Source organism: Caballeronia sp. DA-9 (genome assembly GCF_051615025.1).
In the GTDB taxonomy this organism is placed as follows: domain Bacteria; phylum Pseudomonadota; class Gammaproteobacteria; order Burkholderiales; family Burkholderiaceae; genus Caballeronia; species Caballeronia sordidicola.
Genome location: NZ_CP195133.1, coordinates 1,165,626 through 1,179,619, shown reverse-complemented (window position 1 = coordinate 1,179,619; position 13,994 = coordinate 1,165,626). Strand labels below are relative to the sequence as shown.

Annotated in this window: 11 protein-coding genes; 5 read left to right on the top strand and 6 right to left on the bottom strand. The window is 61.7% G+C overall.

The window, feature by feature from the left end; genetic code table 11:
• The first annotated feature begins 3 nt into the window (after positions 1-3).
• Together ACRWA7_RS21500 and ACRWA7_RS21495 are read left to right on the top strand one after the other, a co-directional pair.
• Positions 4-3,321 carry an efflux RND transporter permease subunit gene (locus ACRWA7_RS21500; RefSeq protein WP_438395945.1) on the top strand — a complete coding sequence of 1,106 codons (3,318 nt, stop codon included), beginning with the start codon at positions 4-6 and terminating at the stop codon, positions 3,319-3,321.
• Between the two features lie 106 nt (positions 3,322-3,427).
• On the top strand, positions 3,428-4,084 hold the full coding sequence (locus ACRWA7_RS21495) for an SDR family oxidoreductase (protein WP_438395943.1): 657 nt from the start codon (positions 3,428-3,430) through the stop codon (positions 4,082-4,084).
• On the opposite strand, the gene kdpE is transcribed toward ACRWA7_RS21495, so the two are convergent.
• The 5 genes from kdpE to ACRWA7_RS21470 form a co-directional block, all read right to left on the bottom strand.
• Positions 4,060-4,758: a two-component system response regulator KdpE gene (gene kdpE, locus ACRWA7_RS21490; protein ID WP_060816957.1), complete on the bottom strand. Its 699-nt coding sequence runs from the start codon at positions 4,756-4,758 to the stop codon at positions 4,060-4,062. The genes ACRWA7_RS21495 and kdpE overlap by 25 nt on opposite strands.
• Positions 4,755-7,598, bottom strand: a complete 2,844-nt coding sequence (locus ACRWA7_RS21485; protein WP_438396737.1) for a DUF4118 domain-containing protein — start codon at positions 7,596-7,598, stop codon at positions 4,755-4,757. The genes kdpE and ACRWA7_RS21485 overlap by 4 nt, the downstream gene beginning before the upstream one ends.
• A gap of 287 nt (positions 7,599-7,885) precedes the next feature.
• Positions 7,886-8,860 carry a quinone oxidoreductase family protein gene (locus tag ACRWA7_RS21480; RefSeq protein WP_060817178.1) on the bottom strand — a complete coding sequence of 325 codons (975 nt, stop codon included), beginning with the start codon at positions 8,858-8,860 and terminating at the stop codon, positions 7,886-7,888.
• A 62-nt stretch (positions 8,861-8,922) separates the two neighbouring features.
• Positions 8,923-9,312: a methylglyoxal synthase gene (locus tag ACRWA7_RS21475; protein ID WP_438395942.1), complete on the bottom strand. Its 390-nt coding sequence runs from the start codon at positions 9,310-9,312 to the stop codon at positions 8,923-8,925.
• A gap of 17 nt (positions 9,313-9,329) precedes the next feature.
• Positions 9,330-10,109 carry an SDR family oxidoreductase gene (locus ACRWA7_RS21470; protein WP_060816959.1) on the bottom strand — a complete coding sequence of 260 codons (780 nt, stop codon included), beginning with the start codon at positions 10,107-10,109 and terminating at the stop codon, positions 9,330-9,332.
• A gap of 388 nt (positions 10,110-10,497) precedes the next feature.
• On the opposite strand from ACRWA7_RS21470, the gene upp reads away from it, so the two are divergent.
• Entirely contained in the window at positions 10,498-11,151 is a 654-nt protein-coding gene (gene upp / locus ACRWA7_RS21465) for a uracil phosphoribosyltransferase (RefSeq protein WP_060817179.1), read from the top strand.
• A 150-nt stretch (positions 11,152-11,301) separates the two neighbouring features.
• Here the strand turns inward: upp and ACRWA7_RS21460 are convergent, their stop codons facing one another.
• On the bottom strand, positions 11,302-11,523 hold the full coding sequence (locus ACRWA7_RS21460) for a hypothetical protein (protein WP_438395939.1): 222 nt from the start codon (positions 11,521-11,523) through the stop codon (positions 11,302-11,304).
• Here ACRWA7_RS21460 and ACRWA7_RS21455 point away from each other — a divergent pair.
• Entirely contained in the window at positions 11,512-12,240 is a 729-nt protein-coding gene (locus ACRWA7_RS21455; protein WP_438395938.1) for a YebC/PmpR family DNA-binding transcriptional regulator, read from the top strand. The two genes, ACRWA7_RS21460 and ACRWA7_RS21455, sit on opposite strands and share 12 nt — an antisense overlap.
• A 339-nt stretch (positions 12,241-12,579) precedes the next feature.
• Complete coding sequence (gene purD, locus ACRWA7_RS21450) at positions 12,580-13,869, top strand: phosphoribosylamine--glycine ligase (RefSeq protein ID WP_438395937.1); 1,290 nt, start codon at positions 12,580-12,582, stop codon at positions 13,867-13,869.
• Positions 13,870-13,994: the final 125 nt, after the last annotated feature.

The window sequence follows — 13,994 nt, the reverse complement described above, 5'->3', positions numbered from 1 at the left end:
CCCATGAACCTGTCGCAACCGTTCATCGCGCGCCCGGTCGCTACCACGCTGCTGGCAATCGGCATTGCGCTGGCAGGCTTGTTCGCGTTCACCAAGCTGCCGGTCGCGCCGCTGCCGCAGGTCGATTTTCCGACCATTTCCGTGCAGGCGAGCTTGCCGGGCGCGAGTCCCGAAACGGTCGCGACCAGCGTGGCGAGTCCACTGGAACGCCATCTCGGTTCGATCGCGGACGTCACCGAAATGACGTCGCAGAGTTCGGTCGGCGCGGCGCGGATTACGTTGCAATTCGGCTTGAACCGCGACATAGATGGCGCCGCGCGCGACGTGCAGGCCGCCATCAACGCGGCGCGCGCCGATCTGCCGACCTCGCTCAGAAGCAATCCGACGTATCACAAGGTCAATCCCGCCGATGCGCCCATCCTGATCCTGGCGCTCTCATCGCCTACCCGCACGGCGGGTTCGCTCTACGATTCCGCCGCGACCGTATTGCAGCAAACGCTTTCTACAGTACCGGGCGTGGGCGAAGTCGACGTGAGCGGCTCGGCGAATCCTGCCGTGCGCGTGGAACTCGAACCGGGCGCGCTGTTTCACTACGGCATTGGCCTGGAAGATGTGCGGGCGGCGCTTGCTTCGGCAAATGCAAACAGTCCGAAAGGCGCAATCGAGTTCAACGGCACGCACTTCCAGCTTTACACCAATGACCAGGCCACCAAGGCCGCGCAGTATCGCGATCTTGTAGTGGCGTACAGGAACGGCTCGGCCGTGCGTCTGAGCGACGTGGGCGAAGTGGTCGATTCGGTCGAGGACCTGCGAAACCTGGGGCTGATCAACGGCAAGCGCGCAGTTCTCGTGATCCTGTATCGCCAGCCGGGCGCGAACATTATCGATACCATCGATCGCGTGAAGGCCATGGTTCCGCAACTCCAGGCCGCCCTTCCCGCCGACATCGAAATCACGCCGACCGCCGATCGCTCCATCACGATCCGCTCGTCGCTGCATGACACGGAAGCCACGCTGATCATTGCAGTGGCGCTGGTCGTGATGGTCGTGTTCCTGTTCCTGCGCAACTGGCGCGCAACGCTGATTCCGAGCGTGGCGGTGCCCATATCGATCATTGGCACGTTCGCGGCCATGTATCTGCTCGGCTTTTCGCTCGATAACCTCTCGTTGATGGCGCTGACAATCGCGACCGGCTTTGTGGTCGATGACGCCATCGTGGTGCTGGAAAACATCGCGCGGCACATAGAGAACGGCGTGCCGCGCATGAAAGCCGCGATTCTCGGCGCGCAGGAAGTGGGGTTCACGGTGCTGTCCATGAGCATTTCGCTCGTTGCCGTGTTCCTGCCCATTCTGCTGATGGGCGGCATTGTCGGGCGCTTGTTCCGGGAGTTTGCGCTGACGTTGTCGCTGGCCATTGCGGTGTCGCTTGTCGTCTCGCTGACCGTCACGCCCATGATGTGCGCGCGGCTCTTGCACGAACCGCACAACCAGAAGCCGCCAGGCCGTTTTTCGCGCTGGCTGGAGCGCCAGTTCGACTCCATGCAGCGCGGTTATGGACGCTCGCTCGGCGTGGCGCTGGCACATCCGCGAATCGTGCTGCTTGTGTTGCTCGCAACCATCGGGCTGAATGTCTATTTGTACATCATCGTGCCGAAGGGATTTTTTCCGCAGCAGGACACGGGGCGGATTGTCGGCGGGATTCAGGCTGACCAGAGCACGTCGTTCCAGGCAATGAAAGGCAAGTTCTCCGACATGATGAAGATCGTCCAGGCCGATCCCGCCGTGGAAAGCGTCGCGGGTTTCACGGGCGGCCGGCAGACGAATTCGGGCTTCATGTTCATTTCGCTCAAACCCAAGAAAGACCGCAAGGTGTCCGCCGACGCCGTGATCCAGCGCCTGCGCCCGGCGCTCTCCAACGTCGCGGGCGCGCGCACGTTCCTGCAGGCCGTTCAGGATATCCGCTCGGGCGGCAGGCAATCGAATGCGCAATACCAGTTCACGCTGCTCGCCGATTCCACCGCGGACCTCTATAAGTGGGGGCCGAAACTCACGGACGCCCTGCTCGCCCGCCCCGAACTCGCCGATGTCAATTCAGACCAGCAGCAAGGCGGCCTGGAATCGTTTGTCACCTTCGACCGAGCGACGGCGGCGCGCTTTGGCATCAAGCCGGCCCAGATCGACAACACGCTGTACGATGCCTTCGGCCAGCGCCAGGTTTCCACCATCTATAACGAACTGAGCCAGTATCACGTGGTGATGGAGCTCGCGCCGAAATACTGGCAAGACCCGGAGATGCTCAGGCAGATCTACATCAGCACGTCGGGCGGCTCGGCGAACGGCGCGGCCTCCACGAATGCGTCGACCACTACGTCATCCTCATCTGCGACGAGCGCAACCAGCACGACCACGGCAGCCGACGCCTCGTCGAGCGTGAACAGCGCGCTCGCGCTTGCGTCCATTCGCAACAGCGCGACCAATGCAATTGCGGCGAGCGGCAAGTCGAGTTCGTCGTCGGGCGCGGCGGTATCGACGTCGAAGGAAACCATGATTCCGCTCTCGTCCATCGCCAAATTCGGCCCTGGGAATACACCGCTGTCGGTGAATCACCAGAGCCAGTTCGTGGCATCGACCATCTCGTTCAACCTGCCGCCCGGCAAATCGCTTTCGGACGCCACCGCTGCAATCTACGAGACCATGGCGACCATAGGCGTGCCGGCAACGGTTCGCGGAAGTTTCGCGGGCACGGCGCAGCAGTTCCAGGATTCGACCAAGGATCAGCCAATCCTGATCCTGGCGGCGCTCGCGGCGGTTTATATCGTGTTGGGGATATTGTATGAAAGCTATATCCACCCGATCACCATTCTGTCTACGCTGCCTTCGGCGGGTATTGGCGCGTTGCTGGCGCTGCTGTTGTTTCGGACCGAGTTCAGCATCATTGCCTTGATTGGCGTGATCCTGCTGATCGGGATCGTGAAGAAGAACGCCATCATGATGGTCGACTTCGCGATTCAGGCGCAGCGCCACGGGGCGTCGACTTCACGCGCGGCTATCGAGGAAGCGTGCTTGCTGCGCTTCCGGCCGATCATGATGACGACCGCCGCCGCGTTGCTTGGCGCGTTGCCGCTCGCGTTCGGAACGGGCGAAGGTTCGGAGATGCGTGCACCGCTCGGGATCGCAATTGTCGGCGGTTTGATCGTGAGCCAGTTGCTGACGCTTTACACCACGCCGGTCGTTTATCTCTACATGGACCGCATCCGTATCTGGTCGGAAAACCGCCAGGCACGCAGAGGTCCGCAACGCCCGGCTAGCGTGACGGAATAAAAACGGGAATCCTGCACGATGCATGCAGAGCGCGTGCGCAATGCAGGATTCGCGAAAATGGCTTAACGTCTCCTTCAGGCCCACAACCACAAGGAGCATTTCAGCGATGAAAGTCCTGCTCATCGGCGCACATGGCCGCACCGGCCGCCACGTTGCCCGGCAACTGCGCGCCGCATCTCTTCCCTTCAAGGTCTTGCTGCGCAAGTCGGCCCAGCGCGGCGAGTTCGCGGCGCTGGGCGCGCAGATCGTGCTGGGCGATCTGACGCACGATTTCTCCCACGCCTTCGACGACGTCACGCACGTCATCTACGCGGCGGGGTCGGCGGAGAGCGAAGGTGTGAACGAAGAGCGCGCCATCGACCGCGACGCCGTCCAGCACACGGCCGATTACGCCAAGCGCCGCCGCGCGCAGCAACTCGTGGTGATCAGCGCGATCTCGGCTTACTGGCCGGAATCAAGCACGCTTCAGCTCAAGCACTATTCGAAGATGAAACGCGAAGCCGATGATTACGTGCAGGCAAGCGGCGTTCCCTACGTCATCTTGCGGCCGGGCACGCTATCCGACGAAGTTGGGCGGGGAACGATCGCCCTTGCAACCACTCGCAACGCCAGCACTTTGCCGGTTTCACGCGAGGACGTGGCGCGCGTCACGGTAGCGTGCATTACACGAGGCGTGCGCGATGAGGTGATCGGGTTTGTGGGCGGCGACACGCCCATAGACGCGGCGCTCAATACCGTTCAAACCGCTCCGACCAGCCGATAACCCACGCCCGTTTCCGTCACAATGTGCTCCGGCTGCGCGGCGTCGCGCTCGAGTTTCTGCCGCAGATGCGCCATGTAGATGCGCAGGTAGTGGTGGCTTTCCACGTGCGAGGGCCCCCACACTTCGCGCAGCAACTGGCGATGCGTCAATACCCGGCCAGCATGCCGGACAAGCGTGGAAAGCAGCCGGTATTCGATGGGCGTCAAATGCACGGGCGCGCCCGCTCGCGTGACCTGACGCAGACCAAGGTCGATGGAAACCTCGCCGAATTTCACCAGCGGCGACTCGTTCGACGCAGCCTGATTACGCCGCCGCAAATGCGCACGAATCCGTGCCATCAATTCCGACACACCGAAGGGCTTGGTCAGGTAGTCATCGGCGCCGGCATCGAGTGCAGCCACCTTCTCTTCTTCCTGCGTGCGCGCGGACAGCACGATCACCGGCAGTTCCGTCCAGCTTCGCAGTTCGCGGATCACATCAAGCCCGTCGGTGTCGGGCAAACCTAGATCCACGATCAATAAATCGGGCTTGCGCGTGGCCGCTTCCACCAGACCTTGCTTGCCCGTTTCAGCTTCATGCACGGTGATGCCTTCAGCTTCCAGCGATGCCCGCACGAAGCGGCGAATCTGCTTTTCGTCCTCGATCAGCACGACAGTAAGGGTGGGTTCGCTCATGAACTTTTCGGGCGGGACGAAGCGGAATCGATGAAGTCTTGTTCGGCTTCATCGGAGAAAGCCGGGACCGGTGGCGGCGGAGCAACCGGCAACGTGAACCAGAAGCGCGCGCCTTCTATGTGTGCGTTCGGGCCACTCCCGTTTGTACCGTTACCGAGGCGGTTATTCGCGCCGATCGTACCACCGTGCGCCTCCACGATCGCACGGCAAATCGAAAGCCCAAGGCCGATACCCGGTTTCGCCGACTCCTTTTCTCCACGCGTGAATTTCTCGAAGACGCGGTCCTCCATGTTTGCCGGAAGACCCGGACCGTTATCCTCGATATAAACGCGCACGAAAGGCTTGCCGCCCACATCGATGCTTTCGGCGCCGATCACCAGTTTCGAGCGCGGCGGCGTATATTTCGCGGCGTTTTCAAGCAGATTGGAGAAGAGCCGCTCCATTAGCACGGCGTCGAGTTGCAGGAAAGGCAGGTCCGGCGGCAACAGAACCTCGACCGGACGGCCATCCAGCACACGCCTGCACGCGCGTAACGCCGCCCCTACCGTTTCTTCGAGCAGCGACCATTGCAGGTTCAAGCGCAGGCCGCCTGCCTGCAGCCTCGCCATGTCGAGCAGGTTCGTGACGATACTCGTCATGCGCAGCGATTCGTCGTGGATGGCGGAAATCAACTCGGCATTTGCCGGCGAACGGGCGTCGCCATGCGCCTCGGCCAGCATGGACGCAAAGCCGACGATGGTCGTGAGCGGCGTGCGCAGGTCGTGCGAGATGGCGGACAGCAGCGAATTGCGCAGCCGCTCGGACTCCATGCTCACAAGCGCATCGCGCGCAATGTCCACGTAATGCACGCGTTCGAGCGCAAGCGCGATCTGCGCGGCGAACGCGTCGAGCATGCGTTTTTGCTCGGGGACATCGAGTTCATTGACGTTGTGGGTCGCTACCGCCAGCACGCCGCGCGTGCGCATCGGCGCTTTCAGCGGGAGATAAAGCGCTGCGGCGGCGGGCAGCGTGTCGGTCCCGCGCCCAGCCGGCTTTTGCTGGTCGTAGACCCATTGACCGACGTCCAGGTCAAGCGCGCTTTGCGCAAGCAGCCACGCCGCGGCCACCGGCTCCGTGGGATCGAGCTTCTGGCGGATTTTATCGGCGGAATCGGGCAGCAGGATGGCAACCTTCGCGCGAAACACTTCGCTCACATGTCGCATGCCGATACCCACGATCTGCTCGGTCGCGAGCGCCGCGCCGAGTTCCCGGGCCATGGCGTACATGGCGCCTGTACGGCGCTCGCGCTTCGATGCGACGCGCGCCTCGCGCCGCAGGCTCGACGTGAGGTGGCTGATCACCAGCGAGGTCAGCAGCATGCCGGTAAAAGTCAGCAGATATTGCGTGTCCGTGACCGACAACGACATGCGCGGCGGCACGAAAAAAAAGTCGAACGCCGCCACGCTCAGGAAGGACAGGAGCACGCCCGGACCGCGCCCGATTCGCGCCGCCGTGTAGATCACGCCGACCAGATACAACATGACAAGATTGGCCAGATCGAAGCGATCACGAATCTGGCTGGCGAGCGCCGTGATGACCGCGCAAATAGCAACGGCATACAGATAGCCGCGTGGCGCGGTGCGTTGCTCACGCGCCATGCTCAATGCGTCGCGCCAGTGCGTCCCGCTGCCTTCCTCCCTTGGCGGGCGGGTTGCGCCTTTTCCGTCTTCGCGCGCGCGAATCAGCGTGAGGTCCAGGTCACCAGCCCGTTCCGCCAGCCGCTCGCCGAACGGGCGTTTTAGCCAACGCCCGAACCCGCGCCGCGCCGACGCTCCCGCCACGAGCTTCGATGCATTGCGCGCCTGGGCATAACCAATCAATGTGGCAACGGCATCCGCGCCGGCCAGCGTGACTGTCTCCGCGCCAAGCTCAGCCGCCAGCTTGAGCGCTGCAAGCGTGCGTTCGCGGAGGGCATCGGAAAGCTTTTGCAGGCGTGGCGTTTCAACGTACACCGCGATCCAGTCGGAACGCAGGCTTGCCGCGAGCCGCGCCGCAGCGCGCACGAGCGTAGGCGCTTCTGGTCCCGGGCCTATGCAGACCACCAGCCGATCGCGCGCCTGCCAGATGCGTTCGATGGATCGATCAGCCCGATACTCGCGCATCTGGGCATCGACGCGATCCGCCGTACGGCGCAACGCGAGTTCTCGCAGCGCAATCAGATTGCCCTTGCGAAAGAAGTTGCGAACAGCGTGTTCCGCCTGCTGCGGCATGTAAACCTTGCCGTCGCGCAGCCGTTCAAGCAGTTCTTCAGGCGGGAGGTCGACTAGCGTTACTTCATCGGCTTGATCCAGCACCCGGTCGGGAACCGTCTCGAATACCCGGATCTGCGTGATCTGGCCCACGATGTCATTCAGGCTTTCCAGATGCTGCACGTTGACCGTGGTGTAGACGTCAATACCCGCGTCCAGCAACTCATGTACGTCCTGCCAGCGCTTCAGGTGACGCGCGCCGGGGACGTTCGAATGCGCGAGCTCATCGACCAGAATCAGTTGCGGATGGCGCAGCAACGCACCGTCGAGATCGAAGTCCTGCAGTGCATGGCCGCGGTACATGATCGGCGCCAGCGGCAGTTGCTCCAAATCCTCGGTCAGCGCCGCCGTGTCTGTCCGGCCATGCGTTTCCACGATGCCGATCACCACGTCTTCGCCCTGCTCTTTTCGCCGCCGCGCGGCGAGCAGCATGGCGTAGGTTTTCCCCACGCCCGCCGATGCGCCAAAAAATATCTTCAGCCGCCCGCGATGACGCTTTTCTTCCTCTCTTTGCAGCTTGTCGAGCAGTTCGTCTGGGTTCGGGCGGTTCATGTTCTGGCGTTCAGGCGCGCTCGCTTTGATGGCAAGCATGAGTGTCTTCGACGTTGAATTCAAAAAGCGTCGATATACGGCATGTCCCAGTATGCTTACCTGGGCGTGACTTGTATGCTCCGCCATTCGGCCATGAGGTGTGCCGGGTTATCCGTTATGCTGGGTAATGCGCGATGGCCCGAACATTAAGCGTATTGGCATAAAGACCGGATCAAATGTCCATCCGCACGTATAAAAAACGCGTAAACACAACGGGCGGCACGCGTCAGTCCGCCCCGTTCATTCGTTCAAGGCAATAAGATTGTGGACCCGGTTGTCCGCCGTGCCTCCAGGTCCTCATGAGCTTTTGCCGCATCGGCTAACGGATAACGCTGCCGCACGCTCGTTTTGACCTGGCCCTTCGTCAGTACATCAAAGAGTTCACTTGCCATTTCCTCGAGATCGCTGCGCTTGGCTATATAGCTGAACAACGTCGGGCGGGTGAAATAAAGCGAGCCGCGCCCCGCGAACTCCGATGAATCAATTGGCGGCAATGGACCCGACGTGTTGCCGAAACTCACGAACATGCCGAGAGGCGCGAGGCAGTCAAGCGAGGCCGTGTACGTGTCCTTGCCGATCGAATCGTAGACCACGGGAACGCCCGCGCCATTCGTGATTTCGCGCACGCGCTTCGTGAAATCCTCGCGGGTGTAGACGATCGGATGATCGCAACCATGCGCCTTCGCGAGCGCCGCCTTCTCGTCCGATCCAACCGTACCTATCACCGTTGCGCCAAGCGCTTTTGCCCACTGGCAGGCCAGCATGCCCACCCCGCCGGCCGCTGCGTGAATCAGCACGGTGTCGCCCGCTTTCACACGATATGTCCTGCGCAGCAAATATTGCGCGGTCAGACCTTGCAGCATCACGGAAGCGGCGTCCTCGTAGCCGATGGTATCGGGCAGGCTCACCACATATTGCGTCGACATGACCCGCTCTTCGGCATAGGCGCCCGGTGGCCGCGAGGCATAGGCCACCCTGTCGCCCACCTTGAAGTTGGTCACGCCCTCGCCGACCGCGGTGACATCGCCCGCCGCTTCCATTCCAATCCCACCCGGCAGCGGCATGGGATAAAGGCCGGTACGAAAATACACATCGATATAGTTCAGGCCCACCGCATGATGCTTCACGCGAATTTCGCCCTTGCCCGGCGCGCCCACTTCCACATCGACCCATTTCAATACTTCAGGACCGCCCGTTTTTTCGAATCGAATTGCTTTTGTCACCATTGTCTCCATGTTTCGGACGCTTACGCGTCCAATGAACAGCAAGTCCCGCTGAGCCTGGCCTACGCGGCCCGATCTAGCCGGAGCTTCAGGTCGTCGAGGATCATGCGGGCTGTTGAAAGATTTGTGGCGCACGCGACGTTGTGGACGTCGCAGGCGCGCACCAGAGCATTGATGTCGGGCTCGTGCGGCTGTGGCGTCATCGGGTCGCGCAGGAAGATCACTACGTCTACCCGGCCCTCCGCCAACTCCGCGCCAATCTGCAAGTCGCCGCCGAACGGCCCTGAAAGCTTGCGCTCCACCTCGAGTCCATGGGCTGCCGCGATACGCGCGCCGGTCGTGCCGGTTGCGAGCAGCCGGCACTGCGCAAGCGTGTCGGCAAACTCGCCGGCGAGCGCCACGATGTCGTCCTTCTTCATGTCGTGCGCGATCAACGCGACGCGTGGGTTCATCGAAAGTCTCTCCGTTATCAATACGTGCCCGGATATGCGCCGCCGTCGATCAGCAGGTTCTGCCCGGTAATGTAGCCCGCGTGAACGCTGCACAAGTACGCGCACGCCCGGCCAAACTCTTCCGGCGAGCCGAAGCGGCCGGCAGGCAACTTGGCCATCCGGCGTTTCTTCGCTTCTTCCACGGTAATGTTGTTTGCCTTGGCGTCCGCAGCGAACGTGGTGATGAGCCGGTCAGTGTCGAAGGAGCCTGGCAGCAGGTTGTTGATCGTCACGCCGGTTGCCGCAACCTTTCGCGACAGTCCCGCGATAAACCCGGTCAGCCCCGAGCGCGCTCCGTTCGACAAACCGAGCACATCGATAGGCGCCTTCACCGACGAACTCGTGATGTTCACGATCCGACCGAAACCGCGTTCGATCATGCCGTCGAGCGTCTGCTTGATCAGCTCGATCGGCGTCAGCATGTTCGAGTCGAGCGCCTTGATCCAGTCGTCCCGGGAAAACTGCCTGAAATCGCCCGGCGGCGGCCCGCCCGCGTTATTCACGAGAATGTCAGGTGCCGGACAGGCAGCGAGCGCCGCAGCGTGCCCCTCGGCAGACGTGATGTCGCAAGCCACCGGCGTCACGTTCACGCCATAGCTCGTCCGGATGTGTTCGGCCGTCTCTTCCAGTGGTCCGGCCGTGCGCGCCACGATCACCAGATTGACCCCCTCGGCGGCGAGCGCTTCGGCACAACCGCGCCCCAAACCTTTGCTTGCCGCGCACACGAGCGCTGTGCGCCCCTTGATTCCCATGTCCATCGCTGCCCCTTTGTAGTTGCCCGCTTCAACAGATTCGCATCCGCTCGAGCCGGATATCAGTATCGGGCCGATTCCTGGCTTGCAATCCGGCTCGCCATCCGGCGCATTGGATCGCGTGATGCAATTCTAGAAGAATGAGGGATTGGGCGTCGGCCGCGCAATAGACCGGATGGCCTATCGTCCGCAATCTCCGGTTTTAGCACGTCTAATTTGGGTAAACTGGCGGCACTGCCTAAGCTCGGCACTCGATAACCACCCCGCTCGCGCACTCGGGAACCCGAATGTGCGTTCGGACAAGCTGATCCAACGCGGCTCCTGCATCGAACAATTTGCAACACATGCACCACCCGAATCCACATTTAATGCCGCGGCAACCGCGCGAAACGCCATGAACCAGGACAGCCGCTTTCCGAATCTTTTCATCCTCAATCACCCGCTGATCCAGCACAAGCTGACGCATATGCGGGACAAGGACACGTCCACGCGCACGTTCCGCGAGCTGCTGCGCGAAATCACCTTGCTGATGGGGTATGAAATCACCCGCAACCTGCCGCTCACCACAAAGCGGGTCGAGACGCCGCTGGTCAGCATCGACTCTCCGGTTATCGCGGGTAAAAAGCTCGCTATCGTGCCTGTGCTGCGCGCGGGCATCGGCATGTCGGATGGCTTGCTCGACCTGATTCCGTCGGCCCGCGTCGGGCACATCGGCGTGTATCGGGCGGAAGATCACCGGCCGGTCGAGTATCTCGTGCGCCTGCCGCCCGACCTGGAGGAGCGCGTGTTCATCCTGTGCGACCCCATGCTCGCAACCGGCTATTCCGCAGTGCACGCGGTCGACGTCATGAAGCGGCGCAAAGTGCTGGGAGAAAACATCATCTTCGTGGCGCTGGTCGCGGCTCCCGAGGGCGTGAAAGTCTTCTCCGACGCCCACCCCGACGTAAAGCTTTACGTGGCCTCGCTCGACTCTCATCTGAACGAACACGCGTACATCGTCCCGGGTCTGGGCGACGCCGGCGACCGGCTGTTCGGCACCAAGAACTGACGAACAGGAAGACAGGTCCGCGAGTTTGCGCGTGACCAATGTAGGGCCAAAGCCTGTTGGCCCAGCGCGCCATGATAAAATTCGGGTCCGCCAAATGCACGGTGCAAGGCCGAAAGGTACGGATTCAACGCAATCCTCGTTGCTGAAACGTTACGGCTCGACCAGCCAGGGCACGGTTTGCGACGAAATTCGGGCGAAATGTACTCTCGCGACCGCACAATCTTCGGCACCGGCGAGCCTGCTGCACAGACAGCCGAACAGGTTGCCGGCCGGCGCAAAACGCTGCGCGGGATAGCTGTACAAGGCGGCGACATTGACACACAGGCGTGCGGGAAAAACTCGCGCGCGATGGAGAAAGGTATGGCGGGTCATTCAAAATGGGCCAACATCAAGCATAAGAAAGCAGCGACCGATGCCAAGCGTGGCAAGGTCTGGACGCGTCTTATCAAGGAAATTCAGGTCGCGGCGCGCATGGGCGGCGGAGAAATCGACACCAATCCGCGTCTGCGGCTTGCCGTCGAAAAGGCCTACGACGCCAACATGCCCAAGGACAACATCAACCGCGCGATCCAGCGCGGCGTAGGCGGTGTTGACGGCGCGACCTATGAAGAAATCCGCTACGAAGGCTACGGCATTGGCGGCGCGGCGATCATAGTGGACACCATGACGGATAACCGGACCCGCACGGTCGCGGAAGTGCGCCACGCGTTTTCGAAGTTCGGCGGCAACATGGGCACGGACGGGTCGGTTGCGTTCATGTTCGACCATGTCGGCCAGTTCCTGTTTGCCCCCGGCACGTCAGAAGACAAGCTGATGGAAGCGGCGCTCGAAGCGGGCGCGGACGACGTGGTGACAAACGAGGACGGCAGTATTGAAGTAGTGTGTCCGGCCAATGACTTTCAGAAAGTGAGAGATGCGCTGGAAGCAGCTGGATTCAAGGCCGAGGTTGCCGAAGTCATCATGAAACCGCAGACCGAAGTCGAGTTCACCGGCGAAGACGCTGCGAAAATGCAGAAATTGCTCGACGCGCTGGAAAATCTGGACGACGTGCAGGAAGTCTATACGAACGCAACAATCGACGAAGAATGATGGCGAGCTGGTGAGGCGCTTGATTTCCCGCACGGGAAATCACAGTACCCGAAGGCCAAGCGCCGCATGCACTTCTGGCCCGATTGGTGCATGCGCGTTCAGCAGTGAATTCGAATGTGCACAAAAAAGCCGCTAGCGGCGTTTTGACAGCAGGAAGTCGTGTGACGCAGCCACAAACGGCGCGAGCGCTTTCCGCTTCTCAATTGCCCGGTGGCCAGTGGCAATCATTCGGAACGCAGCAAAGCAAAAACCGCGGAGGCGCGGCGAAACGGTTCAGAAGAAACGCAACCGCTTCGTTTCGCCAGCCGCCACGAATTTCTTAAGGTCTTCGAGGTTTAAATGAAGTTACTCGTCGTCGGTTCCGGCGGTCGCGAACATGCGCTCGCGTGGAAGCTCGCACAGTCGCCGCGCGTGCAGATGGTTTATGTCGCGCCGGGCAACGGCGGTACGGCTCAGGACGAACGTCTGCTGAATGTCGATATTACCGATCCCGCCGCGCTCGCCGATTTCGCTGAAAAAGAACAGATCGCACTGACCGTGGTCGGCCCTGAAGGCCCGTTGGCCGCGGGTATCGTGAACTTGTTCCGCTCACGGGGCCTGAAGATTTTCGGCCCGACCAGAGAAGCGGCGCAACTGGAAAGCTCGAAGGATTTCGCCAAGGCGTTCATGAAACGCCATGCCATTCCCACAGCCGAATACGAAACGTTCACGGACATCGCCGCCGCGCACGCGTATCTCGATACCAAAGGCGCGCCAATCGTGATCAAGGCCGATGGGCTGGCCGCGGGCAAAGGCGTGGTCGTGGCTACAACACTGGAAGAGGCGCACGCGGCGGTCGATTCCATGCTCGCCGACAACAAGCTGGGCGACGCCGGCGCGCGCGTGGTGATCGAAGAATTCCTGGATGGCGAAGAAGCGAGCTTTATCGTCATGGTGGATGGAAAGCATGTGCTGGCGCTGGCGTCGAGCCAGGACCACAAGCGCCTGCTGGACGGCGACAAGGGTCCCAACACCGGCGGGATGGGCGCGTATTCGCCTGCGCCCATTGTCACGCCGCAGTTGCACGCCCGCGTGATGCGCGAAATCATCCTGCCGACCGTGCGCGGCATGGAGCAGGAAGGCATCCGCTACACCGGTTTTCTTTACGCCGGTCTGATGATCGACGCGCACGGCAACCCGAAAACGCTCGAATTCAATTGCCGCATGGGAGACCCCGAAACGCAGCCGATCATGGCGCGCCTGAAGGGCGATTTCTCGAAGGTCGTTGAACTGGCAATCGCCGGGACGCTGGCGACGGCCGAAATTGAATGGGACCGGCGCACGGCTCTGGGCGTGGTGCTCGCGGCTCATAACTATCCGGACGCGCCGCGCAAGGGCGACCGGATCAGCGGCATCCCGGCGGAAACGCCGGAAGCCGTGACTTTCCATGCGGGAACCACGCTGGAAAACGGCAAGCTCACCACGTCGGGCGGACGCGTCTTGTGTGTGGTCGGCCTGTCGGATTCGGTTCGCGGCGCGCAGTCCGTCGTCTACGATACGATCAATCAGATCACGTTCGACGGCATGCAGTATCGCCGGGACATTGGATATCGGGCGCTCAATCGCAAGGCGCCGGATCGGCAAAGCTGATTGCGCATCGCTGAACGGCTCGCGTAGCCGGCGCCGCAAATCATCAGCAGCAATCAGGCACAGCACTGCCGGACCTTCGCGTCCGGCAGTGCGTTTTTAGAACAAACGAAGCGAGAGCAGGCAAA